Origin of the sequence: Chryseobacterium sp. StRB126, from assembly GCF_000829375.1 — a bacterium.
GTDB lineage: Bacteria > Bacteroidota > Bacteroidia > Flavobacteriales > Weeksellaceae > Chryseobacterium.
The window spans coordinates 4630222-4654045 of record NZ_AP014624.1 but is presented as its reverse complement, the minus strand read 5'-3'; the positions used below and the strand labels follow the sequence as shown (position 1 = coordinate 4654045).

The window sequence follows — 23824 nt, the reverse complement described above, 5'->3', positions numbered from 1 at the left end:
CTTCTCTCTTCCTACTTCCAACTCCCTTTACCGTAAAACTCCCTTTTTGAATTATCATTAATATTAAGACATCTCATTCAAATGAAACGCCTTTTTATTATGTGTATAATAAAAAAACACTATTTTTGTAGTCTAAATTTTTCAAGAAAATATGGCAGAATATACTTTTCGTGAGGTAATTGCGCAGGCAATGAGCGAGGAAATGCGTAAAGACGAATCCATTTACCTGATGGGGGAGGAAGTTGCAGAATATAATGGTGCATATAAAGCTTCAAAAGGAATGCTGGATGAATTTGGTCCAAAAAGAGTGATCGATACACCGATTGCAGAACTTGGGTTTACTGGGATCTCTGTAGGGGCTGCAATGAATGGGAACAGACCTATCGTAGAATTTATGACATTCAATTTCTCTTTAGTAGGAATTGACCAAATTATCAACAATGCGGCGAAAATCCGTCAGATGAGTGGGGGACAGTGGAACTGCCCAATCGTTTTCCGTGGACCTACGGCTTCTGCAGGACAATTAGGAGCTACGCACTCTCAGGCTTTCGAAGGTTGGTTCGCGAACTGTCCGGGGCTTAAAGTAGTAGTACCTTCCAACCCTTATGATGCAAAAGGATTATTAAAAACAGCTATTCAGGATAATGACCCTGTAATCTTCATGGAATCTGAACAGATGTATGGTGATAAAATGGAAATTCCTGAAGAAGAATATTATTTACCTATCGGAAAAGCAGATATCAAGAGAGAAGGTAAAGATGTTACTTTAGTTTCTTTCGGGAAGATCATGAAGTTGGCAATGCAGGCAGCTGAAGATATGGAGAAAGAAGGAATTTCTGTTGAAGTTATTGACCTTAGAACAGTTCGTCCTTTAGATTTTGATACTATTTTAGCATCTGTAAAGAAAACAAATAGATTAGTGATCTTAGAAGAAGCTTGGCCATTTGGATCAATATCTTCTGAAATTACTTATATGGTACAGCAAAAAGCATTCGATTATTTAGATGCTCCAATCAAGAGAATTACTACTCCTGATGCACCTGCACCGTACTCTGCAGCATTATTTGCAGAATGGTTCCCTAAACTTGAAAAAGTAAAAGAGGAAATCAAAAAAGCGATGTACGTAAAATAGTTATAGAGAAAAACTTCCGAAAGGAAGTTTTTTCATTTATTATATTCATGAAGAAAAGTTCTTGACGTCATAAAATTAGTATAAATTTGCGCCTTTAAAATAAATTAAGCTGATATGGCAGAAGTTACAGAAGATGGTTACCACTTCGACATAAAGAAACTATCCTTTATTGGAGTTTTAGTGTCTCTAGGAATTGTTTTTGGAGATATTGGTACCTCTCCGCTTTACGTAATGAAAGCAATTGTGAATGCAAGGTCCCAAGGGAGTAATATGCCTTTCAATGAATATATAGAAGGTGCTCTTTCCTGTATTATCTGGACCCTTACTCTTCAAACCACAATAAAATATGTAATCATTGCTTTAAGGGCAGATAATAAAGGTGAAGGAGGTATTCTTGCTTTGTTTTCCTTGGTGAGAAATCTTAAGAAAGGATGGTTATATCTCATTGCAATTATTGGTGCTGCTGCGCTTATTGCAGATGGAGTAATTACCCCATCGCTTACCGTAATGTCAGCCATTGAAGGTCTTGAAATCTATAATCCGCATACCCCTGTTGTTCCTATTACCATTGGAATTCTGATAGCTATTTTTGTGGTACAGCAATTCGGAACCAGCTTTATCGGGAAGTTTTTTGGCCCCGTGATGGTTGTTTGGTTCTTAGTATTAGGAGGTTTGGGAGTAATGCATTTAAGCGAAAATTTTGAGATTTTAAGATCATTCAACCCTTACTATGCTTATAAACTTATTGCCAACTCTCCAAGTGCAATCGTTATTTTAGGAGCTGTTTTCCTTTGTACAACCGGTGCAGAAGCACTTTATTCTGATTTAGGCCATTGTGGGGCTAAAAACATCAGAATAAGTTGGGCATTTGTGAAGATTATGCTTATTCTGAATTATCTTGGACAGGGAGCATGGCTTTTGACCAATTATAACAAACCTGGTTTTTCCGTAGTAAACCCGTTCTTTGGAATTATGGAAGAATGGATGATCATCCCGGGAGTAATTTTAGCAACAGCTGCTGCTATTATTGCCAGTCAGGCATTGATTACAGGGTCTTTCACGATATTCTCAGAAGCAATGTCGCTTAACCTTTGGCCTAATCAAAAAATTGATTATCCTTCCGGAGTGAAAGGGCAGATGTATATCCCAAGAATCAACTGGGGGCTTCTTATTCTTTGTATTATTGTTGTACTTCACTTCAGAGAATCAGGAAAGATGGAAGCCGCTTATGGACTTTCTATTACCGTCACAATGCTGATGACTACTGTTTTGCTGGTATTCTGGTTACTGAAACACAGAGTAAGCAAAATTCTTATATTGTTTTTTGCATTGGTTTATATGGCGATTGAATTAGGTTTCTTTAGTGCCAATATTATCAAATTCATGGAAGGAGGATGGATTACAGTTGTATTAGCTGGTTCTATCGGAATTTCTATGTATGCATGGTATAACGGAAGACTTATTAAAACAAGATTTATTCAGTTTGTAAAAATTGAGAAATATGTATCTATTCTTAAAGATATGAAGCTGGATGAAACGATTCCGAAATATGCTACCAATCTTGCTTATTTGAGTAGAGCCAAAAGAAATGATGAAGTGGAATCAAAAATTATTTATTCTATCATCAAAAAACAGCCGAAAAGAGCAGATCATTACTTTATCCTTAGTATTGTTAATCAAGAAGATCCGTATACATTCAAATATACGGTAGATGAAATTCTGCCTGGAACCGTTTATAAGATCAATTTCCTTTTAGGGTTTAAAGTTGACAGGAGAATTAATGATTATTTCAATATGGTACTGAAAGATCTTATGGCAGATGAAACCATTCCTTCAAAAAGTAGTCATCCTTCTTTAAGAGCTCATAACATACCACCGGATTTGAAGTATGTGATCATAGATAACACCTATATCAACGATATACTTCTTACTGTTAAACAGAAGATTACCCTTAATATTTACAACTTTGTGAAGTATATCGGAAGTGATGACTTTAAGGCATGGGGAGTGTCTTCTCACAACGTGGAAGTGGAGTCTGCACCAATTACAGAGCTCACTGTTTATGACAATAAAATTGAACAGTCCGGATACTTCCGTCATAACTCTTAATACCTGGAGTATTTAAACCATAATATCTATTTAAATAAAAATCAATAAATTTGTAGATAATTTTTTTAATGGATACAATACAAAAAGAAAAAAATATAGCTTTAATCAAGGATGTTTTAAGAAACTACTTATTGGAAAAAGGGTTTAGAAACACTCCTGAAAGATATACGATATTAGAAGAAATTTATAATATGGATCATCACTTTAATGTTGATGATCTGTATCTTCTGATGATGCAGAAGAAATATCATGTTTCTAAAGCAACTATTTATAACACTATTGAAATTTTCCTTGATGCAGGCTTAATCCGTAAGCATCAGTTCGGGGAAAAAACTCTGACTTCTTCATCTTATGAAAAGTCTTATTTTGACAAGCAGCACGACCACCTGGTGATCTACAAAAAAGACTCAGATAAAGAAATTGAAGAAATTATTGAATTCTGTGACCCAAGAATCCAAGGAATCAAAGAAGCCATTGAAGACGCATTTGGCGTAAAAATTGATTCTCATTCGCTATATTTTTATGGCACTAAGAATGACTAATTAATGAGAATAATCCTTTTTCTGTTTATCTTTATTTCTACGCTTAGTTTTGCGCAGGATAAAACTCCTGTGAAGAGAGATCCTTATTTACAGACTTCTTCACCTGCAAAACCACAGCCCCTGAAACCCGAAGATAAAATAAAACTTATCAACGCAGATAAAATTATTAAAGATCCCGCAAAATATGATGGTAACCAATATTTTGTAGGAAATGTTCAGATAGAGCAAAAGGGATCCATACTTACCGCAGATGAAGTTGTTCTTTATAGTGAAGAGAACTTTGCCAAAGCCATTGGAAATACAAAGCTTCAGAATGCTGATGGCTCTGTTATTACAGCAGGCGAAATGGAATACGATGGAAATACCCAAAAAGGGGTTGCCCGGAAAAATGTTGTCCTTACGGATCCAAAGCAAACCATTAAAACAGAAGTTCTGTATTATGATAAACTGTCGAGCCAGGCTTATTTTAATACAGGAGGTACTATTTCCGACAGCCAGGGAAATGTAATGTATACCAAATCTGCAACCTATTTTCTCGATACGAAAATGATTGATTTTGTTGGAAATGTTAAAATAGACAACGCTCAATACATTATTGAAGGAGTTAATATCAAGCAGAATCAGAATACCAAAGTAGCAGAATTTTTCGGGCCTACTACCATTACCAATAGAGCCAATCCTAAAAACAGGGTTTACACAGAAAGAGGAACCTATAGGATGGAAACCAAAGAAGCTTTCCTGAACAAAAATTCCAAGATCTTTTATAATGATAAAATTCTTACCGGCGACGATATGTATTTTAATCAGATCACAGGTTTTGGAAAAGCAATAGGTAATGTAAAGCTTGATGATCCGAAGGAAAGAAGATATGTGAAAGGAGGATATGGTGAAATCTTTGAGAAAAAAGATTCTTCGATGATAACCAAAAATCCTTATGCGGTTAAAATCATGGAAAAAGACACTGCATATTTTGCAGCAGAAACGATCATAACTTATCAAAGACCGGATTCTCTGGACATCAGAATTAAAAAAAGCTTTTTAAGAGCTTATAAAAAGGCAAGAATATACAAATCCAACGCACAAGGTAGAGCAGACTCTATCGCTTTTAATGAAACGGATGGTGTGATGCATATGTATACAAAGCCTATTTTATGGAGTGGTGAAAAACAGGTAACGGGTGATAAAGTTGAAGCTTATTTTAATACCGAGAATGAAAATATAGACTCATTGAAAGTAATTGGAAATGCCCTTGCCATTAGTAAAGTTGACTCCTTAACCCTGAAAGATGAATTCAATCAGGTAAAAGGTAAGTATATGACAGTTTACTATCAAGGTAATGATATTAAAGAGGCTAGAGTAGTTGGAAATGCACAGTCTATTGCGTATGTAGATGATGTAAACAAAGAAACTCAAAAACCGGAAAGAATTGGAATCACACTCTCTGCTTGTGGTATTATTGGTGCTTTGTTTGAGGAAAGAACTTTGCAGATTATTTCCTGTAGTATTGGAGCAACCGCGGATACCTATCCAATGAGTAAAATAGAGCCTTCGAAAAGAAAATTTCCTGATTTCAACTGGAATACCAAAGACAGGATCAGGAAATGGCAGGATGTATTAGTTGACAGTCCGAATTATGAAGAAATTAAATACTCTTCAGATAATGAACTCTATGATCAGGCTCAAGATGCTATAGAGAAAGAACGGGCCAAAGAAGAGGCTAAAAAACCGAAAAGAGTAAGAAAATAACTATAAAATGAACCGCTTTATTTGTAAAGCGGTTTTTTATTTCTAATGGTTAATCTGTTATCTTTTTTGAATAATAAAAGGAGTCTAACTACAATTTTACACCATTGTCATTCTGACGAAGGAAGAATCTTATATTTGGCTTAGATTCTTCATTTCACTTCTGAGCTGCGTTCGCAGGCCTTCAGCCTGTATTCAGAATGACAGAGTCAAAATAGTAAAATATTAGGGTCAGTGTAAAATTGTATATAATTACCTAATAAAAAAAAATATAAATAGTGATTTAAGTTTTGTTCAGGTAGGTTTTGGTTAAACAGAGTCTTGTTTTTTGCTGATTATTAATATTTAATTAAAAAACTCATAATTTCGTATTTTACTCCATTGAATAGTGAAAAATTAAAATGCTAAAGCGATTTTATTGATGATATTGGTAACGGTGAAAAATGAATTACATGAGTATCTTGGCATTTTTAATAAATTTATTTGATTTAACATATAGTTATGATTATCAGTGTTTTATATTATTTCTTTAATTATCATTAATTAGCTTTTAATCTGGATGAAAGCCAGATTGAAATATTGTTTTATGATATAAAATGTTAAATAATCATTATTTAAATCAATAAATGGTGAAATTTTCACAAGTCAAATCACTAAAAAGAGTCAAGAATTGTTCAAATTTTGCCCTTAGATTTTAGAATTATAAAATATTTTTTTTTCTGTCATAAACTTAGAATTTTCTGTTGAGTACAGCTGTTTTTATTGGTTGTATTTATTCTAATATATTGGAATTATTTTTTTTTTATAAAGATCATAATTAAGTAATTATAATATTTTATACATTTAATAGGTCAAGCCAATCTAAAAATGACAATATGAAATTAGAATTTATTATCTTGATCTTTATTATTTGTAATATAAAGATCGGTGCCCAAGTTGGTATTTCCAAGACTGCGGGCTTTCAGCCAGACGTTCGAGCTCAATTGCACGTAAAGCAAGATGATTATGCCACAAGATTACCGAGAGCTAACACAACCTCGGCATTGCCTTCCTCATTAACCGGGACAACAGGAGACGGAACTCAGGGTTCCATTATCTTTAACCGCGAAACAGGGAGTATTGTTCAGAATGATGGAACAAGTTGGAAAATTTCAGATCCTATTGTTACGACCATGAAGAATAATAAAATGGCTCGTTTTGTAAGAAATGGTACTGTTACTACAGCTTGTGATCCCTGTGTGATATTTCCACTTCCCAACTGTATTATAGGGGCAAATCAGCAATGTGCTGCAGTAGATGTTCCCTTTACTGCAGGAACACCGGCTCTAAATGAAATCTCAGCAGATGTAGATTTAGTAGGTACTCCTAGTAACATGATTACTTTTAAAACAAGAGGTCTGTATAAAATCTCATTTAAAAGTGGAGCCATTAATGTTGGAACCCCTACTTGTTTAGGAGTATCCACTAACCTATATTCAAGATTAAATCTGGAAATTAGTTCTGATGGCGGAAGCACCTGGAGGCCCGTGAATAATACGGTAAGTAATACTACAGGAGGGTTGCTTTCACTAGGTTCTATCCCTGTCGGATCGATAGATGTAGGTCAATCGTTAGCATTTACTTATGTAGGAGTCTTTAATGCTAATGACAGAGTAAGACTTAAGTTTTTTGGAAACCAAACCATGTTAATTGGAGGGTGTGTAGGTAATAATATGTTTTTTGCCATGAACACTACAGGAAATTCTATATCTGATATTATTGTTGAAAAAATAAATATGCAATAAGATGAAAAAGATTACATTAATTATAGCATTTTTTTGCCAATACTTTCTTCTACAGGCACAGGTTGGTATTGGTGGTGATATCTATAGTACAAAAAATATTGTAAAGGTTATAGATGGAACCAAGGGAGCCATACTTCCTTATTCCAACAGTTTTACTTCGTTTCCACAATATAACGCTGGAGTAACAGATGTATTTAATGATTATCCCAATCTTATAGGAGGGCTTATCTACAATAAATCTGATGATCAGTATTACAAGTATGATGGTTATGCGTGGAATCCTGCGCGACAGATTCAAGGGATATATCAGCCTAAAGGATCAAGACTTGGAATCTCTTCAGGGATTTCAATTCCGTGTATTGCTTTTGGTTTAGGGATTTGTCTTTCAGCAGGTTCTGCTGTTTATTTAGCTCCAGACAACAAAAGTGAGGTTCTTGTGGATAATCTTGCGTTAAAAAATGCAAGTAATGTAACGATAAAACAGGCCGGTATATATGACGTGGGTGCTGCTTTAGGTTTTACCGGTGGATCTCTTGGGGCTCAGATAGGTGTTACAGAATTTAAACTTACTCTGCAGGTTAGATATATACCCACAGGAAATTGGGAAACCATCGTTACCAAGTCTAATTATTCACTCATATTTGTTATAGATACAAATGGAAATAAGACATGCAGTTTTGCCCAAACTCTTTCGTTACCAGTAGGGGCTGAGTTGAGGGTTATCCCTACCATCAGAACTATTGGTGGATCAGGAGGATCGCTGTCTGCTTATGGAACAGATGCTAACTCAATCAACTCTTATCTCGCAGCACGTTTAATTAAAGCTTATTAAGATGAAAAAATATTTATTCGGACTGTCTTTATTGGCCATCAATATTTACAGTGCACAAGTGAATTTTACCAATATTCCTAATCCGGACTCTAATGCTAGTGGAAATGACAAGGTAATGATGTATATAACCAATACCAGTGAGGCAACAGGGGTGAAAGGATTCGGACTTCCGACTGTAAATGCAGACACAGATCTTCCTTACACGGGAGCTAGTGCTCCTGCAACCAGAATAGAAGAATTGAGAGGAATGCTCTTGTTTGTTAAAAGCACCGGCCAGGTAATGGTTTTTGACGGGTTGGTGTGGAGTAAGGCTTTTGAAATAGAATCTGATAATATTTCAAGATTTAGATTGAATTCAGTTTCAACTACCGGAGGTACTGCTTTATTACCAATAAACAATACTATAGATAAGGCTAATTACCTTGCAGATCCGCTAAAACTGAAAACAAATGTTCCTACAACAGGAGCAAATATCAACAGACTTTACATCCGGCAAACAGGGTTGTATAGAGTTAATCTGAGTCTTACATTTACAGGCCCTGCTGGAGCATTTAGTAATAGATTAGGAGCCAGTTTATATTTGAATGATGCGAAAAGATTTCAATTGCTGGAAGATACTGTTAATTTTGACGGAACAAATCGTAAAATTAGTTTAGATATCTCTGTATATGCTGTACAGGGACAGTATATCACTCTGGAATCCATTTCTGAAATAAGTGGAGCTACTGATTATACCATTACAAATGATAGCTATGTAACAGTAGAAAAAGTATTATAATATCAAACAAATCTTAATATTTCAATTAAAATCACTCTTAACCTAATTAAGGGTGATTTTTTTATTCCTTATCAATAATTTCGGCATTTGCTGAATCTTTTATAGCTTTGCTGAAATTTTTTGAGACAATGGAAATGCACAAAGATTTTTATATATATCAGGCACAAACCACAAAATTTGCTGCAGGTTTTGAAGTTGAAAAGGCAGAAGGAAACTATATTTATGGTACAGATGGGGAAAAATATCTTGATTTTGTAGCAGGAGTTTCTGCCAATACATTAGGACATTCACATCCAAAAATAATTAATGCCATTAAGGACCAGGCAGATAAATATCTTCATGTAATGGTGTATGGAGAATATGCACAGGAAAAACCGATTGCATTATGTAAGTTACTTGCAGAGGCTACTCCGGAACCTTTAGAAGTAACTTATCTTGTAAATAGTGGTGCAGAAGCTATCGACGGAAGTTTAAAACTGGCTAAAAGATATACAGGAAGAGAAGAAATTGTATCCTTTAAAAATTCTTACCATGGAAACACGCATGGAGCATTAAGTGTTTCAGGAAATGAAAATCATAAAAGAGAATTCCGTCCATTATTGCCGATGGTTACTTTTATTGAATTCAATAATGAAAAAGAGTTTGAAAAGATCACAGAAAAAACAGCTTGTGTTATTTTGGAAACCATTCAAGGAGCAGCAGGATTTCTGGTTCCGAATGAGGATTATCTGATTAAACTGAAAAGAAGATGTGAAGAAGTAGGGGCACTTTTAATTCTGGATGAAATTCAACCAGGGTTTGGAAGAACAGGAAAGCTATTCTCATTTGAACATTTTGGAATTGTTCCGGATATCCTTGTTATGGGGAAAGGAATGGGAGGAGGAGTTCCTGTAGGAGCATTCATGAGTTCCAGAAAAATTATGGAAACACTGTCTCATTCTCCAAAGTTGGGACATGTTACTACTTTTGGAGGAAACCCACTGATTGCAGCAGCCAGCTATGCTACTTTGAAAGAAGTGCTGGAAAGCGGTCTAATGGAAGAAGTGGAAGAAAAAGAAAAACTGTTCAGAGAACTTTTGGTGCATCCAAAGATTAAAAACATCAATGGTAAAGGCTTAATGCTTGCTGTTAACCTGGGAGAACCTGAATATACTTTGAAAGTAGCTAAGAAATGTATGGAAAGTGGGCTTATTGTTTTCTGGCAGTTATACAGAAATGAATATTTGAGAATTTCTCCACCCCTTACATTATCTCTTGACGAAATCAGAAAAGGCTGTCAGATTATACTGGATATTCTTAATGAAGACTAAAGACAAAGTCTCTCCAAGCGGAGAGATTTTTTTTATGCTTCACATGGCAGTTTTAAGGCTTTATACTTAACATAATACATATTTTTTATCTCTGATAAATATCATGCAGATTCTTTAAAAAAGTAACTGCAATTTTGTGTAATAAAAAAATTAATTTATATATTGCGGGACGATAAAAACAAAGATTATATGGCGAAACATAAAGTCCATTACGAATTTCCAATGCATTGTTTATCAGAGATTTTATATGAATATCTGGCTACTGCGGAGGGGTTGTCTGAATGGTTTGCGGATGAGGTTACAGAGAAAGGCGATGATTTCTTTTTTAGCTGGGGTGGAGGCCCTGCAGAAAAGGCCACTTTGATCAGATATAAGCCTGAAGGTTTCGTGCGTTTCAGATGGGAAGAAGATGAAGGAACTAAAAATTTCTTTGAAATGACCATCACAATAGATGATATTACAGAAGACTTAGCACTGAATATTACAGATTTCTGTGAAGAAGGGGATGAAGAGGAAAATGCAATGTATTGGGAAAATCTTATTGAGAACCTCAGAATAAAATTAGGTGCTGCATAATGCAGAACTATATCAAATGATAAAACTGATGAACGATTTATCGTTCATTATTTTTTTGTAAATAAATCACATCGAAAATTGGAAAATCAATATTTTACTTCAGACGAATTGAATGTAAAGAACAGAGCCTTTCTTTGGGGCGATGCAGTAAAGGTTTCTTTCTTTGTAAGAGACGGCAAATTGATCATGGATGAAGAATGCTATTTCTTCCTGATGGCTTCCATGAGAAAGATGAGAATGAATATTCCCTTAACCTATACACTGGAATTTTTCCAGTTATTGTTCCAAAAGGAGATCATAGATGGGAAAGGAATAAAGAACGGAATTATCAATTTCCAGGTATTTAGAAATCAGGATGCCTTAACATTGGCAAAATCTTCAGTTTCCTATTTTTATGAAGTTGAAGAGATGGATGATGTGCTGGTGGTTCATCAGAGACCTTTGGAACTGGATCTGATTAAGGAGATTAATGTAAATAATAATCTCTTAAGCAATATCAGAGTACATTGTCCTGAAAATATTTATGGCGGAATTTACGCTCAGGAAAATGACCTTGATGATGTTATCCTTTTAAACCCTAATAAAAGAATTGCCCGCACTACTTCAGGTAATCTTTTATTCATGGAAGGAAATATTATTAAAGTTCCGAAACAGACAGAAGGGGCCTACATCTCGCCTTTAATGGAAAACTTCATTACTTTTTTACATAAAAATAACCTGGCTGATATCCAGGAACACGAGATTATTGCATTTGAATCTCAGAAAGCAGAAGAAATTCTAATGATTTCTGATGAGAAAGGCATATTTTCTGTAGGTAAAATAAGAAATAAAGCCTTTGAAACTTCCCGATTTACAGAATTGGTAGAAAACTGGCAAAAGAGTTTTAACTCATAAAATTGACAAACCCGGTAAACAACAACATTACAAAGTCCTTTACCGGGTTTTATTCTGAGTAAATCAGAAATTGTTTTTTTTATTTAATTTCCGTTGATGATGTCAACGAATTTTTGTGCGATTTCCTTTTGTCCGTTTTCACTGGTAATATAAGCTCTGTCTGCAGAATTATTGATGAATCCTAATTCAACTAATACAGCAGGTGCTTTGGTTTCTCTTAACATGTGAAGATTATTACGTTCTTCAATTTTACGGACTTTGAATTTTTTATAGATTTTTCCCGCCAGTTGCTTTGAATCTTCAGAATTCTGAACATATATTTCAGTTCCATGCATAGAAGTCTCTTTCTGAAGAGAAGTATTAACATGGAGTGAAATAACCATTGCTGGGTTCAATTTGTTGATTTGAGTGGTTCTTTCCGAAAGACTGGGATAAGTATCTTCATTTCTTATTAAAATCACTTCATATTGATTCTGCATTCCACTAAGTTTCTGAATTTGCCTTGCAATACTTAAGGTGATGTCTTTTTCAGTAAAGTGAGCATATACTGAACCACAATCATTTCCACCATGACCGGCATCTATGACAATGTATTTCTTGTTAAGAGGAGTAAATGATAAAAAAGCAGTCGAAAAGATTGATAAAGCAAGTAATGTTATACCTTTCATTTCAGTGATTTTGGTTTTTCAAAGAACGGAAAAACTTTCTTTAAAATTGGTTAACAGAATCCTAAAATTTGTTAATTATTTTACTTATTTGAAAATGATATAGCTAATTAAGTGAAATATCCTCAGGTGAATTGGCCCAAAGTAGGAATTCTCCACCAAGATTCTGCATAATAGATTTCCATAAGGTCTGGTCATTTGGAAGAGTATAATCAAGATTGTAAACATCTACTACCGTCCACATTTTTCTCTGAACCTCACTATCCAACTGGTTAGGAGCCCATCCGGAATATCCGGAGAATATTTTTACATTGTGAATATCCAGTTCGTTGGCCAAAACGGCATTAATGATACGCTCAATATCTTCGGTAAGATAATATTCATCGGTGATATCACTATAGATTTCAGTAACTTTTTCACCTCCTTTTACAATGAAAAAGACCTTGTCATTTTCCACAGGACCACCATCATATACCTCAATCTTAAAATCAAAGAATTCCTTGAATTTACTGCTCATCTGGCTATTCTTTTTATTCAGTATCAAACCAAAAGCTCCGCTTTCGTTATGTTCAATAACCAATACTACCGATCTGGAAAAAATATCGCCGGAAATGTCAGGTGTCGAGATTAATATTTTACCTTTGTATGAGTGATTCATACTCAAATTTAATAAAAAATATTTATGGAAAACCTGCATGACAAAAGAAAAGTGTACGATAAATCCCAACTTATTGAAAGTGAGATAAAACAAAATCCAATTGAGCAGTTTAGAGACTGGTTTTTGGATGCCAGTGAGAGTTCTGAGGTCTCAGAAGCTAATGCTATGGCTGTTTCTACAGTAGAAGAGGATGGTTGTCCGAGAACAAGAATGGTATTGCTAAAGGCATACACTCATGAAGGGTTTATTTTCTATACGAATTACAACAGCAGAAAAGGAAAAGCAATAGAGAATAATCATAAAGCCTGCTTGCACTTTTTCTGGCCAAATTTAGAGAGACAAATCATTATTAAAGCTAATCTTGAAAAAGTAGCGGAAAATTTAAGCGATGGTTATTTTCATTCAAGACCGAAGGGAAGTCAACTAGGTGCCGTAGTTTCTCCACAAAGTCAGGAAATTCCAAACCGTGAGTTTCTGGAAGAAAAATTAAAAGACCTTGAAAAGGAATACGAAAATACAGAAGTTCCAAGACCTGCTCATTGGGGCGGATATCTTGCAAAACCTTACGAAATTGAATTTTGGCAGGGAAGACCTAACCGTCTTCACGATAGAATCATATATCAGTTGGAAGACCTGGACTGGAAGATCTCACGACTGGCTCCATAAGCAGAAAGATGAAAGCGGAAAGTTTGGGAATGGGAGTTAGCACTGGATTTCATTATTTCTATTTTCAGCTGATTTATTGAAGGAAATATTTTTAAACATCAATAGAACAGGCTGCCTCGCTTTTGAGACAGCCTCTCTTATTTATTATACGCACTTTAAAGGCTTTAGCCTAAACTTAATATCTTCATACCTCTTAATGGTTTCTTTTAAGGGCAATTTCTCCTCGTTCTAATCACTTAGTTTGTCATCCCGTAAGGATCAAACCCTTTAAGGTTTATGTAGATAATTAGGAGGCATGTAGATTATTTATGAATGATATAAGGTCTTACTAAACGAAAGGTTTCCATCATCCCTGATTATCTTTTGTTTTAAAAATAAAGCTAGCGGAGGAGGTTTATTTATGAACGAATGAAGGTCTGTTTCTATTGAATTACAGTTGAATTTAGGAATTCAAATCCATAATTAATAATCTATCCAATATCGGTAATTATAAGGCATAAAAAAAGCTGTTTCGAAGAAACAGCCTTGAATTTTTATAATCTGAATGATTATTTTTTCTTAGCACCAGAAACTGCATTTGATAAATCAGCTCCAGCCTTGAACTTAGCAACTTTTTTAGCGGCAATTTTGATTGGTTTTTTAGTTGCAGGGTTGATCCCTTGTCTAGCTGCTCTCTCAGCTACTGAGAAAGTACCGAAACCTACTAAAGAAACTTTTCCGTCTTTTTTCTTTAAAGTAGAAGTTACGTTACCAATGAAAGATTCTAAAGCTGCTTTTGCTGCCACTTTAGTGATACCTGCATCTTTTGCGATTGCGTCGATTAATTCAGACTTGTTCATAATTTTTAATATTAAAGTTAGTTCGTAATTATAGCAAATATAATACTATTTTCTAATTGTGCAATTTTTTTATTAAAACTTATACAATTTTTTTACTTTTCAGTGAAAATGGTTAAAATATGATAATTCGTGTTTTCACGAAAAATCTACGTTACGGGTTACTAAAATCATGCCAAATGCTTATGTTTATTGACTTTAGCAAAAAGTTAATATTATTTCCTGTATTTATTAAATCCTAAATTGTGTATAAAGTATTGATGTTTTTAAGAATATAATTGTTAATAATATAATTAATCGTCTCTTTTGTTGTGTTTTACAAAATTAAACCCCATTGTTTATGGGCATTTTTTAATGGTAGTGAAGGTCTGTTTTATTAATTTTTATTAATAAATTTGCAGCATGTTAATAGAAGTTTTCAAGTCCAAGATCCATAGGGTAAGAGTAACAGCCTCAGACCTTAATTATATAGGAAGTATAACAATAGATGAAGACCTTATTGAAGCTGCCGGATTGGTAGTAGGAGAAAGGGTTTATATCGTCAATGTAAATAATGGAGAACGTTTTGATACGTATGTTATCAAAGGGAAAAGAAAATCCGGAGAAGTATGCCTTAATGGGCCAGCTGCAAGAAAGGTACAAAGGGATGATATCATCATCATTATTGCCTATGCACAGATGACGCCTGAAGAAGCAAAAGACTTCCAGCCGAAGATCGTTTTCCCGGATGAAAAAACAAACCTTCTTACGTAATTCATGGAGAAAACATCAAAAAGTCCTTTAAAATCAATCATTACAATAGTAATATCGCTTGCTTTTGCAGGCTTTTTTTTATGGCTTGCCTTACGTGGGCTTGATTTTAAAGTGATTCAACAGTCATTGGCTAAGGCCAACTATCTTTGGGTATTATTTGCGTCTGTATTTGGCCTTTTGGCTTATTGGTTCAGGGCGATTCGCTGGAATCTGATGCTGGAACCGATGGGACATAGAATTTCAAACTCCAATTCACTTTGGTCTATTTCATTTGGATATCTTATGAATCTTACTATTCCTAGAAGTGGTGAAGTGGCGCGAGCTACAGCTTTGTATGGAGTAGAAAAAGTACCTGTAGACAAATCCTTCGGAACAATTATCCTGGAAAGAGTAGTAGACCTAATATGCATGCTTGCTTTCCTTGGACTGACATTATTGTTTAAATATGAAGCAATTGTATCATTCTATGAAAATTCAGGAGTGAATATCAATCCTAACAAAATTTTGCTTGTTCTTGCTATATTAATAGGAGGTACAGTTTTATTTTTTGCCTTTAAAAAGAGATTGGCGGATGTTCCGTTTTTAGGAAAAATTGTCAATTTTATAGATGGTATTTTTCAGGGGTTAAGCACCATTTTCAAATTAAAACAAAAAGGAAAGTTCATATTATATACACTGGGAATCTGGATTTCCTATTATTTTGCAGCATATCTGGTGTGTTTTGCACTTCCTGAAACTTCAGCATTTACTTTTGCGGATGGTTTCTTCATTATTGTTGTAGGAACAATGGGAATGATTATTCCGGCAAGTGGTGGAATTGGAGCTTATAATTTGGCGATGAAGTATGGTTTTATGGCTCTTTTTATCTCAGTAGGAAAAAGTGCTGATCTAGGTGGTGAAATGGGACTTACTTATTCTTTTATTTCTCTACCGCTCCAGATTGTCATTATGCTGGTAATGGGACTTGTTTCTATTCCTATGCTGGCAAAGGCAAGAAATGAAGTCGCTTCAAAGAAGGAATTTTAAAAATTAATCCAACAATTATACGGTATAAAGGTTCAATTTTTTAATTGGACCTTTTTTACTGTCTTTTATTTAATTGGGAAATTAGACTTAATTGCTTTATATCCATTATTTTTAACAAATAAATTTGGTCAATTCGTAAATCAAATCTATCTTAATGCAAAAAATAATTCATAACATAAAATACTATGGCAATTAATCTACAGAAAGGGCAAAAGATTGAGATCGGATTGACTAAAATGACAATTGGACTTGGTTGGGATCCTAATGAAGGGACAGGCTACGACTTTGATCTTGATGCTTCAGCAATCATGATTGATTCTGACAGAAAATTAGTAAGCGAGGAATATTTTGTTTTTTATAATAATCTGATTTCGCCGGATGGAGCTCTTACCCATACCGGAGATGATCCAAGTGGAAAGAACAGTGACGGGGATGATGATGAAGCCATCATTATTGATCTTGATAAGGTAGATTCAAGAGTTGAAGAAATTCTTTTTGTAGTTACTATTGAAGATTTTGAAAGAAGAAAACAAAACTTCGGACAGGTGAGAAACTCTTATATCAGAGTAGTTGACAACAGCAATAATCAGGAGATTGCAAAATATGAGCTTGATGAAGATTTTTCGATTGAAACAGGAGTTGAATTCGGAAGACTGTATAAAAGAAGTGGAAGCTGGAAGTTTGAAGCTTCAGGAATAGGATACAGAGCAGATCTTGGTTTCTTCCTTGAGAAATATTATAAAGGACAAATCATCAAATAAGAGTAAATACACTAATACACAAAACGATAGCTATGGCAATTAATTTACAGAAAGGTCAAACGATTGATTTAAGAAAAAACGACCGTGGAGAGAGTGTTTATGACCTTTCAAAAGTAACGATCGGTTTAGGATGGGACGTAAGAAAGCAAGGAGGTTTCTTTGGTAAGATATTTAGTAAGGAAGCCGAATATGATCTTGATGCAGTAGCATTTCTTTTGGATGGTAACGGAAAAGTGGCCAATCTTGGAAGAACGGTTCAGACAAATGACGGAAGACAGATGGGATTGTATCAGGGAGATGTGGTTTTCTTCAATTCTATGCAGCATCCAAGCGGAAATGTATGGTTGACGGGAGATAACAGAACTGGTGCCGGAGATGGTGATGATGAGCAAATTATTGTAAAGCTGGATCAGCTGGATCAAAGCTACCAGAAAATTGTATTCCTTGTTACTATTTATCAGGGAAGAACCAATAATCAGCACTTTGGAATGATTGAGAATGCATTTATCCGTGCTGTAGATGCTACGGGTAAAGAAATTACCAAATACAGTCTTTCCGGAGATTCAAGTATGAATGGAATGTGTGCGATGGTTTTTGCAGAAGCCTACCGTCATAATGGAGACTGGAAGTTCCGTGCTGTGGGAGAGCCCCACCATACAGATAATTTTATTGATATTCTGAGACAGCAGTATTCATACTCAAACTAGACTTTAGATTTCTATTCAACATAAAAGCCGGCTGGGAAGTCTTCGACTTCCTCCGCCGGCTTCAGAATTAATAACCACCTTATGACCAGAAGATTATTAGCCTATTTTTTACTGGATACTTCCGGCTCCATGAACGGGGAGCCGATCCAGGCTTTGAACAACGGCTTCAACGGGCTTATCAGTATGCTTCGTGCAGATCCGCAAGCGATGGAGAGCCTTCACCTAAGTGTTATTACCTTTGATAGAGAAGTTAAAAACATCATTCCGCTAACTGCTCTTGCCAATTTTTATCCCATGGAGATTACCTGTCCGGATAGTGGCCCAACCCACACTGGGGCAGCGCTGGAAATGGTAGCTGAACTTGTTCAGAAAGACCTTGTAAAAGGTTCTGCTGATGAAAAAGGAGATTGGCAGCCGTTGCTTTTTATATTTACGGATGGAAAGCCTTCTGATATTCAGAAATACAGGCAGATGATTCCGGTACTTAGAGATCTGGAGTTTGGTGCCATTGTAGGTTGTGCTGCGGGTCCTAGAGCTGATGAGCAGTATCTGAAGGAACTGACAGATCATGTCGTAAAGCTGGATGCTACAGATGCCATCACGCTTTCATCCTTTTTCAGATGGGTGAGTTCTTCCATTACACAAGGTGGGCATTCACAAAATACAACAGATCACGTAACATTGCCTCCGCCACCATCGGAGCTTACTATTATTATTTAAAAATTGTCTTTACAGGTATGAGAAGGCTGCCGATTTATTTTTTAATTGACGTCTCCGAATCTATGGTAGGAGACCCGATTGAGCAGGTACAGGAAGGTATTTCCAATATCGTCCGGGAATTGAAAAAAGATCCGTATTCATTGGAAACGGTTTACATTTCTGTAGTGGGTTTTGCAGGAGAGGCTGAAGTGATTACGCCACTTCAGGATATTATCAGTTTTTATCCACCCAAAATTCCAATTGGAAGTGGTACCTCATTATCGCAAGGCTTGATTAGAATCATGGATTGCATAGATCAGGATATTGTAAAAACAACGTACGATAGAAAAGGAGACTGGAAGCCTATTGTTTTTCTGTTTACAGATGGTGTTCCCACTGATGATGCCACCAAAGCGATCGAAAGATGGAATAATAAGTATAACGGAAAGGCCAATACCATTGCTGTTTCTATAGGAGAGAATACCAATTATAAACTATTGGGTTCATTGGCGGATAACGTTTTACTGTTCAATAATACAGATGAAAATTCGTATAAGGAATTCTTCAAATGGGTAACCGATTCTATCAAAACAACCAGCCAGAGTGTTACCGAAGCAAAAAAAGAAGGAATAAACCTTTCCAAAATTGATTCTGTTATCCTTGAGAAAGTAGATCCACAGATGGAACAGCGTTTTCCGGACAATAATTTTGTAGTTCTGAATGGTAAATGTTCGGAGACGGATAAACTCTATCTGATGAAATTTAAAAAGACCTTCGGAGAATCAAGCATTCCGGGTATGTCAACCAGATATTATAAACTGGAAGGTGCTTATAAAATTGATGAGAAATCCTATTACAGGCTGTCTTCAGCTCAAAGGAGTCATCTGAAAATTTCAATAGAAGAACTTCAGGGGGGAACTTCCTGTCCGCATTGTGCAAATCCTATTGCGCTGGCAACCTGTGCATGTGGTGGCATTCATTGCCTGCAAGGGGAAGGGTATAATAAATGTCCTTGGTGCGGAACCTCAGATTATTACGGATATTCGGGAGGCGGATTTGATATCAACAGAACTTTAGGTTAAATCATATGACCCATGAAAATACCTCCATTTTATTTTGGAATCGGAAAAAAGCCTGTGGAAAAAAGAACTATTCATAAAGAAAAAGAAGAGTTTAAAGAATTTCATTGGGTATTAAAACATGCCCATTCAGGAAAATTCTATGAATTCATCTTTGAGATGACTGATTTTCCGAATATCAATATTAAAAATATTAAGAATCTGGAAGAAACCGGGCTTATGTTTGAAAATAACAGGATTTCCGGAACTCCTACCGCTCATAATATGTATCATCTGGATATAGAATTTTTTCATGTTGAGGATAAAGATAATACAGATGTTAAAAGGGTTCAGCTATTGGTTAATATTGATCCTAAAGATTTATGGAAGAATATTCCAAGTGATAGAAATGCTGATTTTTACAAAGAAGATGAGGCTTCATTTCAGGGAACTTTTTCAGACAAAAAAATTATTGTGGCTTCCAAGAGGGGCCGTTCTCATGCCCATGAAGGAAAATTCAGAGAAGATGATTTTGCAGTAAAGAAACTCCCTTCAGACTGGAATATCATTTCTATCTCTGATGGTGCCGGTTCTGCTATAATGGCAAGAGAGGGGTCAAGGCTGGCCACTGTTTCTGTTAATCAGTTTTTCAGCTCTCCGGAAGTTCTAGGTGAAATTGAAAATAATATCAATATAACTCACAGCTTAGAAGATGCAAAAAAAGAACAGGAAGCCAAAGAGAATATAATAAGACTTTTGTATGAGGGTGTTTTAAATGTTCATCATACTTTGGAAAAGACCGCTTCAGAACATGATTTTTCCATTAATGATCTGCACACCACTCTTGTTTTTGCTTTGGTTAAAAAATTCAGTTTTGGATATGTGATCTTGAGTTTTGGAGTAGGAGATTGCCCTATCAACCTCATCAATAATGATTTTTCTAAGGTAAAACTTCTTAATACAATGGATGTAGGAGCGTTCAGTGGCGGCACTCGTTTTGTTACCATGAAAGAAATCTTCAACGATCATATTGTTTCCCGTTTCAGGATCACCTGTGTTGAGGACTTTTCATATCTGGTACTCATGACAGACGGTATTTATGATCCAAAATTTCTTACAGAGAATAAATTAGAAGATCTGGAAAGCTGGAAAACATTTTTTAAAGATCTTAACGGAGACAACGATGATCTTGCCAAAGTAGACTTTATCAATAATACCGAAATTGATCAACAGCTTCTCCACTGGACGGATTTCTGGAGCAGAGGAAACCATGACGATCGTACACTGGCCATAATTTATTAATTCAATATGAAAAACACTATTAGGGTTGTTTCTGTTCTGGATGCAGCCAAATCCTATGAATATGTTGATGAAAAACCAATTCAGGGAGGAGTAAAAGATGTTTACTTCTCGCCGGACAGGGATTACGTAGTTGCCTTTTATAGAAATCCCCTGGATGATGGGCAGAAGGAAAGGATTATGAGAATTGTTTCTACCTATCTGCAAAATATTCAGAATGGGAATTCGGCAGAATATTTCCTGAATGAAATATTCAGATGGCCTTATGATATTGTGGAGAAAGATAGGCTGACAGGAATTGTTGTTCCTATTTACAATCAAAAATTTTTCTTTGCTAAAGGATATATAGGTTCGGATAATATTCAGGGTGAAGATAAAGTAGGGAAATGGTTCACGGCTCCGATGTTCAGAAATCCACAATATCCGCTGAGGTTAGATCAGTCTGAACTGGGAGACTGGTTAAGTTATTTCCAGATTGCCATTAATATCAGCCGGGGCGTAAAGAAACTTCATCAGATGGGGTTAGCCCACTCAGATTTATCTTATAATAATATTCTGGTAGATCCGGTAACCAAATCGGCCTGTATTATTGATATTGACGGACTAGTTGTCCCAAAATTATTCCCACCTGAAGTAATAGGGACAGCCGATTTTATTGCTCCTGAAGTTTTAAAAACCCAACATTTGGGACTTCAGGATCCTGAAAGGTATCTGCCCAATCAAAAAACCGATTTGCATGCTCTTGCTGTGCTGATCTATATGTATCTGTTGAGAAGACATCCTCTCCGCGGCGGAAAGATCTGGGATCTGGATTCTGAAAAGGATGAGATGATATCTATGGGTGAAAAAGCTCTGTTTATAGAACATCCTAATGATCCATCCAATAATGTAAGAGCGGATCATCTTAGAAAATGGGATGCTTTCTGGGGTGATCCACAGAAGATTCCTTATATTGTAACAGGTCCGTATATTACCGATTTATTCAGAAAAACATTTATAGACGGATTACACGATCCCATCAGACGTCCTACAGCTAATGAATGGGAAACTGCTTTACTAAAGACTGTAGACCTTATACAGCCTTGTCAGAATACCAATTGTAGTGAAAAATGGTATGTCTTTGATAATACCAGTAATCCGAAATGTCCTTTCTGTGGAACTCCACATCAGGGAACGCTTCCGGTTCTGGATCTGTATTTCCGGTTTAATGATGAAGTCTGGAAGCCTGAGAACCACCGTTTGATGGTTTATCACAATCAATATTTATTCAAATGGCACGTGTCCAGAAAGGTGATTAGAAATGAAAATCTTACGATGCAGGATAAAATGCCTGTAGGATATTTTACATTCCATCAGGGAAAATGGGTATTGGTGAATCAAAGTTTAGCAGGGATGAAAGATGTTACAGAACAGAAAGAAATTCCGCCGGGATCTATGGTAGAGCTGGTTGATGGAAAGAAAATACTGTTATCAGCAGAAGAAGGCGGAAGATTAATCTATGTGACAATGGCCAACCAATAGTCATTGCTGTAATTCTGATTTTGGATGTTAGGAAACGTAAAGGCACGAAGATTTTTGTATACTTTATGTTTTTAAGGCGTAAAGATTTTATTTATGATAAAATGAAGTTATTCATAGGTACTCTCAGTTGCGTTTTTGTCATTTCGAACAAAGTGATGGCAATCTCAATAAACAGGATCAGATCTCTCGCAGAATACACAGATTACGCAGATCTTATGCACAATCATCTGTGAAAATCTGCGTAATCTGTGGGGGGAAATCTACTCTATCAGCTTAATCAGCGGGAGAAACACTTTTTTTAATCTTAATTTGTGGTTATTCGTACTATTCGTATTTAAACCGGGGAAAACTCCATGGAGTAGGCATACTCATCTTCATCTATAATTTTAAAACCTAAACTGGAATAAAGATGCTGTGCCTGATTGGTTTTTAAAACACTTAAAGAAGCAGTTTTTCCTGTTTCAGAAGCCTCTTTCAAAATATCTGTAAGGATCATTCTTCCTAATCCTTTACCTTGCTGGCTGGGATCAATCTGAAGCTGCATGATATTAATATTTGTATCTGCTCTGTCTAATTTCAAGAGTCCTATGGGAAGGTTGTCCAGAAAAATAACATGCGCCTTGTCAAACTGATCAAGAACCCGGTTAAGAGTCGTTTCCCGGTCTGTAGGAAGGTTGGATGCTGCATAATGCGGAACCATTGTTTTTGTCCTCAGATCAAGAAGATAATCAATGTCGTTTTCTGTAGCTTTTTGGTAGGTAAGTGGAGTTTTCATATTTTTTGAATTAGGATTTCAGGCTATATTTTCGCTGTTGAGAGAAAGAATTAATACCTGTTAAATCTAAAGTTTAATCAAATGTAATATTTCTTTGGTGAAGATATACCTCATCAATACTTTCTTTTTCAAAATGATCCGGATAGATTGTGATTTTAATAAATTCTTCATCGTGGTAAAGACCTCCCAAAAATAATTCGTTCCCTATCATTTTTACTTGGATAGTAAGGGCATTGATAATGATTTCCTCATTTTTTAAAGTTTTAATATTAAAAATAAAAAGCCTCTGATAATGAGTGTCTTTATACTTGATGATGAGATAGTTTTCATAGAAATATAAAAGGCCATCACGAAATAAGGGTTGCCCCAGAGTATTGATGGGTGGTTTCCAGGTCATAACTTTCTTTTCCTTTAGCCTGATCCGAACCTCTTCTTTTCCTGCTTTATTACACTGCCACCATGCAATAACGCCATCATTATTGATAGCTATCTGATGTGGAGATACTGAATTTTCCATACCTGAATGATCTGTCCAGATAATCTTTTGCTCACTGACTTCTGTTTTAATATTGTCAGTAAACAATTCTTCATCAATCAGGGTAAGGATTTCAGCCTGCGTCATTACTTTTTAGTTTCTTGGGGCGAAGATATTGATTTAATTGGAGTGAGGGAAGAGGAGAAGTACCGGAAGTTTTTACAA

At 35.6% G+C, this 23824-nt stretch carries 24 protein-coding genes; 19 read left to right on the top strand and 5 right to left on the bottom strand.

Translation table 11 applies throughout. The features are described 5' to 3' along the window. The first annotated feature begins 151 nt into the window (after nt 1–151). The 10 genes from CHSO_RS21045 to CHSO_RS21000 all read left to right on the top strand — a co-directional run bounded on the left by CHSO_RS21045 (nt 152) and on the right by CHSO_RS21000 (nt 11700). Nucleotides 152–1132, top strand: a complete 981-nt coding sequence (locus tag CHSO_RS21045; RefSeq protein WP_045500521.1) for a pyruvate dehydrogenase complex E1 component subunit beta — start codon at nt 152–154, stop codon at nt 1130–1132. Between the two features lie 114 nt (nt 1133–1246). Next, nucleotides 1247–3241 (top strand): KUP/HAK/KT family potassium transporter, encoded by a 1995-nt coding sequence (locus CHSO_RS21040; protein WP_045500519.1) that lies wholly within the window; start codon nt 1247–1249, stop codon nt 3239–3241. A 68-nt stretch (nt 3242–3309) separates the two neighbouring features. Continuing rightward, nucleotides 3310–3783: a Fur family transcriptional regulator gene (locus CHSO_RS21035; protein ID WP_034709941.1), complete on the top strand. Its 474-nt coding sequence runs from the start codon at nt 3310–3312 to the stop codon at nt 3781–3783. A gap of 3 nt (nt 3784–3786) precedes the next feature. Continuing rightward, nucleotides 3787–5529 (top strand): OstA-like protein, encoded by a 1743-nt coding sequence (locus tag CHSO_RS21030; RefSeq protein ID WP_045500509.1) that lies wholly within the window; start codon nt 3787–3789, stop codon nt 5527–5529. Nucleotides 5530–6401: 872 nt separating this feature from the next. After that, nucleotides 6402–7310 (top strand): hypothetical protein, encoded by a 909-nt coding sequence (locus tag CHSO_RS21025; RefSeq protein ID WP_045500507.1) that lies wholly within the window; start codon nt 6402–6404, stop codon nt 7308–7310. Nucleotide 7311: 1 nt separating this feature from the next. Next, a complete protein-coding gene (locus tag CHSO_RS21020; protein ID WP_045500505.1) occupies nt 7312–8142 on the top strand; it encodes a hypothetical protein in 831 nt (276 codons plus the stop codon). 1 nt (nt 8143) lies between these two features. After that, entirely contained in the window at nt 8144–8920 is a 777-nt protein-coding gene (locus tag CHSO_RS21015; RefSeq protein WP_045500503.1) for a hypothetical protein, read from the top strand. A gap of 134 nt (nt 8921–9054) precedes the next feature. Further along, nucleotides 9055–10230 (top strand): aspartate aminotransferase family protein, encoded by a 1176-nt coding sequence (locus CHSO_RS21010; protein WP_045503106.1) that lies wholly within the window; start codon nt 9055–9057, stop codon nt 10228–10230. A 189-nt stretch (nt 10231–10419) separates the two neighbouring features. Further along, nucleotides 10420–10806 (top strand): START-like domain-containing protein, encoded by a 387-nt coding sequence (locus CHSO_RS21005; protein WP_034696870.1) that lies wholly within the window; start codon nt 10420–10422, stop codon nt 10804–10806. A gap of 78 nt (nt 10807–10884) precedes the next feature. Next, the gene (locus tag CHSO_RS21000) at nt 10885–11700 is read left to right on the top strand and encodes an aminotransferase class IV (protein WP_045500500.1); all 816 of its coding nucleotides are present in this window, start codon (nt 10885–10887) and stop codon (nt 11698–11700) included. A gap of 83 nt (nt 11701–11783) precedes the next feature. On the opposite strand, the gene CHSO_RS20995 is transcribed toward CHSO_RS21000, so the two are convergent. Beyond that, on the bottom strand, nt 11784–12368 hold the full coding sequence (locus tag CHSO_RS20995) for an N-acetylmuramoyl-L-alanine amidase (RefSeq protein WP_045500497.1): 585 nt from the start codon (nt 12366–12368) through the stop codon (nt 11784–11786). Nucleotides 12369–12471: 103 nt separating this feature from the next. Further along, a complete protein-coding gene (locus CHSO_RS20990; RefSeq protein WP_045500495.1) occupies nt 12472–13023 on the bottom strand; it encodes a YqgE/AlgH family protein in 552 nt (183 codons plus the stop codon). 24 nt (nt 13024–13047) lie between these two features. Between CHSO_RS20990 and pdxH the strand changes: the two genes are divergently transcribed. After that, nucleotides 13048–13689: a pyridoxamine 5'-phosphate oxidase gene (pdxH, locus tag CHSO_RS20985; RefSeq protein ID WP_045500492.1), complete on the top strand. Its 642-nt coding sequence runs from the start codon at nt 13048–13050 to the stop codon at nt 13687–13689. A gap of 548 nt (nt 13690–14237) precedes the next feature. On the opposite strand, the gene CHSO_RS20980 is transcribed toward pdxH, so the two are convergent. After that, nucleotides 14238–14528, bottom strand: a complete 291-nt coding sequence (locus tag CHSO_RS20980; protein WP_027379880.1) for an HU family DNA-binding protein — start codon at nt 14526–14528, stop codon at nt 14238–14240. Nucleotides 14529–14927: 399 nt separating this feature from the next. Here CHSO_RS20980 and panD point away from each other — a divergent pair, with 399 nt between their 5' ends. From panD to CHSO_RS20940, 8 genes are all read left to right on the top strand, one after another. Next, nucleotides 14928–15278, top strand: coding sequence for an aspartate 1-decarboxylase (gene panD, locus CHSO_RS20975; protein ID WP_029294648.1), 351 nt, complete (start codon nt 14928–14930; stop codon nt 15276–15278). Nucleotides 15279–15281: 3 nt separating this feature from the next. Then, nucleotides 15282–16304: a lysylphosphatidylglycerol synthase transmembrane domain-containing protein gene (locus tag CHSO_RS20970; protein ID WP_045500489.1), complete on the top strand. Its 1023-nt coding sequence runs from the start codon at nt 15282–15284 to the stop codon at nt 16302–16304. A gap of 185 nt (nt 16305–16489) precedes the next feature. Further along, nucleotides 16490–17065 (top strand): TerD family protein, encoded by a 576-nt coding sequence (locus CHSO_RS20965; RefSeq protein WP_045500488.1) that lies wholly within the window; start codon nt 16490–16492, stop codon nt 17063–17065. Between the two features lie 32 nt (nt 17066–17097). Continuing rightward, the gene (locus tag CHSO_RS20960) at nt 17098–17772 is read left to right on the top strand and encodes a TerD family protein (RefSeq protein ID WP_045500486.1); all 675 of its coding nucleotides are present in this window, start codon (nt 17098–17100) and stop codon (nt 17770–17772) included. A gap of 81 nt (nt 17773–17853) precedes the next feature. Continuing rightward, nucleotides 17854–18492, top strand: a complete 639-nt coding sequence (locus tag CHSO_RS20955; protein ID WP_045500479.1) for a vWA domain-containing protein — start codon at nt 17854–17856, stop codon at nt 18490–18492. A 17-nt stretch (nt 18493–18509) separates the two neighbouring features. Beyond that, nucleotides 18510–19553: a TerY-C metal binding domain-containing protein gene (locus CHSO_RS20950; protein WP_045500476.1), complete on the top strand. Its 1044-nt coding sequence runs from the start codon at nt 18510–18512 to the stop codon at nt 19551–19553. Between the two features lie 12 nt (nt 19554–19565). Next, nucleotides 19566–20831 (top strand): PP2C family serine/threonine-protein phosphatase, encoded by a 1266-nt coding sequence (locus CHSO_RS20945; RefSeq protein ID WP_052480678.1) that lies wholly within the window; start codon nt 19566–19568, stop codon nt 20829–20831. A 6-nt stretch (nt 20832–20837) separates the two neighbouring features. Then, nucleotides 20838–22349: a helix-hairpin-helix domain-containing protein gene (locus CHSO_RS20940; RefSeq protein ID WP_045500474.1), complete on the top strand. Its 1512-nt coding sequence runs from the start codon at nt 20838–20840 to the stop codon at nt 22347–22349. Nucleotides 22350–22683: 334 nt separating this feature from the next. Here the strand turns inward: CHSO_RS20940 and CHSO_RS20935 are convergent, their stop codons facing one another. Both CHSO_RS20935 and CHSO_RS20930 read right to left on the bottom strand, forming a co-directional pair. Beyond that, entirely contained in the window at nt 22684–23124 is a 441-nt protein-coding gene (locus tag CHSO_RS20935; RefSeq protein ID WP_045500472.1) for a GNAT family N-acetyltransferase, read from the bottom strand. 73 nt (nt 23125–23197) lie between these two features. After that, a complete protein-coding gene (locus CHSO_RS20930) occupies nt 23198–23746 on the bottom strand; it encodes a hypothetical protein (protein WP_045500471.1) in 549 nt (182 codons plus the stop codon). Nucleotides 23747–23824 lie beyond the last annotated feature (78 nt).

What these genes read in the sequence shown, in the direction of transcription:
- CHSO_RS20950 (WP_045500476.1), top strand. Translation starts at nt 18,510, where the DNA reads ATGAGAAGGCTGCCGATTTATTTTTTAATTGACGTCTCCGAATCTATG.
- CHSO_RS21035 (WP_034709941.1), top strand. Translation starts at nt 3,310, where the DNA reads ATGGATACAATACAAAAAGAAAAAAATATAGCTTTAATCAAGGATGTT.
- CHSO_RS21040 (WP_045500519.1), top strand. Translation starts at nt 1,247, where the DNA reads ATGGCAGAAGTTACAGAAGATGGTTACCACTTCGACATAAAGAAACTA.
- CHSO_RS21015 (WP_045500503.1), top strand. Translation starts at nt 8,144, where the DNA reads ATGAAAAAATATTTATTCGGACTGTCTTTATTGGCCATCAATATTTAC.
- CHSO_RS21045 (WP_045500521.1), top strand. Translation starts at nt 152, where the DNA reads ATGGCAGAATATACTTTTCGTGAGGTAATTGCGCAGGCAATGAGCGAG.
- CHSO_RS20945 (WP_052480678.1), top strand. Translation starts at nt 19,566, where the DNA reads ATGAAAATACCTCCATTTTATTTTGGAATCGGAAAAAAGCCTGTGGAA.
- CHSO_RS21030 (WP_045500509.1), top strand. Translation starts at nt 3,787, where the DNA reads ATGAGAATAATCCTTTTTCTGTTTATCTTTATTTCTACGCTTAGTTTT.
- CHSO_RS20965 (WP_045500488.1), top strand. Translation starts at nt 16,490, where the DNA reads ATGGCAATTAATCTACAGAAAGGGCAAAAGATTGAGATCGGATTGACT.
- CHSO_RS21025 (WP_045500507.1), top strand. Translation starts at nt 6,402, where the DNA reads ATGAAATTAGAATTTATTATCTTGATCTTTATTATTTGTAATATAAAG.
- panD (WP_029294648.1), top strand. Translation starts at nt 14,928, where the DNA reads ATGTTAATAGAAGTTTTCAAGTCCAAGATCCATAGGGTAAGAGTAACA.
- CHSO_RS20970 (WP_045500489.1), top strand. Translation starts at nt 15,282, where the DNA reads ATGGAGAAAACATCAAAAAGTCCTTTAAAATCAATCATTACAATAGTA.
- CHSO_RS20935 (WP_045500472.1), bottom strand. Translation starts at nt 23,124, where the DNA reads ATGAAAACTCCACTTACCTACCAAAAAGCTACAGAAAACGACATTGAT.
- CHSO_RS20955 (WP_045500479.1), top strand. Translation starts at nt 17,854, where the DNA reads ATGACCAGAAGATTATTAGCCTATTTTTTACTGGATACTTCCGGCTCC.
- CHSO_RS21010 (WP_045503106.1), top strand. Translation starts at nt 9,055, where the DNA reads ATGCACAAAGATTTTTATATATATCAGGCACAAACCACAAAATTTGCT.
- CHSO_RS21005 (WP_034696870.1), top strand. Translation starts at nt 10,420, where the DNA reads ATGGCGAAACATAAAGTCCATTACGAATTTCCAATGCATTGTTTATCA.
- CHSO_RS20940 (WP_045500474.1), top strand. Translation starts at nt 20,838, where the DNA reads ATGAAAAACACTATTAGGGTTGTTTCTGTTCTGGATGCAGCCAAATCC.
- CHSO_RS20980 (WP_027379880.1), bottom strand. Translation starts at nt 14,528, where the DNA reads ATGAACAAGTCTGAATTAATCGACGCAATCGCAAAAGATGCAGGTATC.
- CHSO_RS20990 (WP_045500495.1), bottom strand. Translation starts at nt 13,023, where the DNA reads ATGAATCACTCATACAAAGGTAAAATATTAATCTCGACACCTGACATT.
- CHSO_RS20930 (WP_045500471.1), bottom strand. Translation starts at nt 23,746, where the DNA reads ATGACGCAGGCTGAAATCCTTACCCTGATTGATGAAGAATTGTTTACT.
- CHSO_RS20995 (WP_045500497.1), bottom strand. Translation starts at nt 12,368, where the DNA reads ATGAAAGGTATAACATTACTTGCTTTATCAATCTTTTCGACTGCTTTT.
- CHSO_RS21020 (WP_045500505.1), top strand. Translation starts at nt 7,312, where the DNA reads ATGAAAAAGATTACATTAATTATAGCATTTTTTTGCCAATACTTTCTT.
- CHSO_RS20960 (WP_045500486.1), top strand. Translation starts at nt 17,098, where the DNA reads ATGGCAATTAATTTACAGAAAGGTCAAACGATTGATTTAAGAAAAAAC.
- pdxH (WP_045500492.1), top strand. Translation starts at nt 13,048, where the DNA reads ATGGAAAACCTGCATGACAAAAGAAAAGTGTACGATAAATCCCAACTT.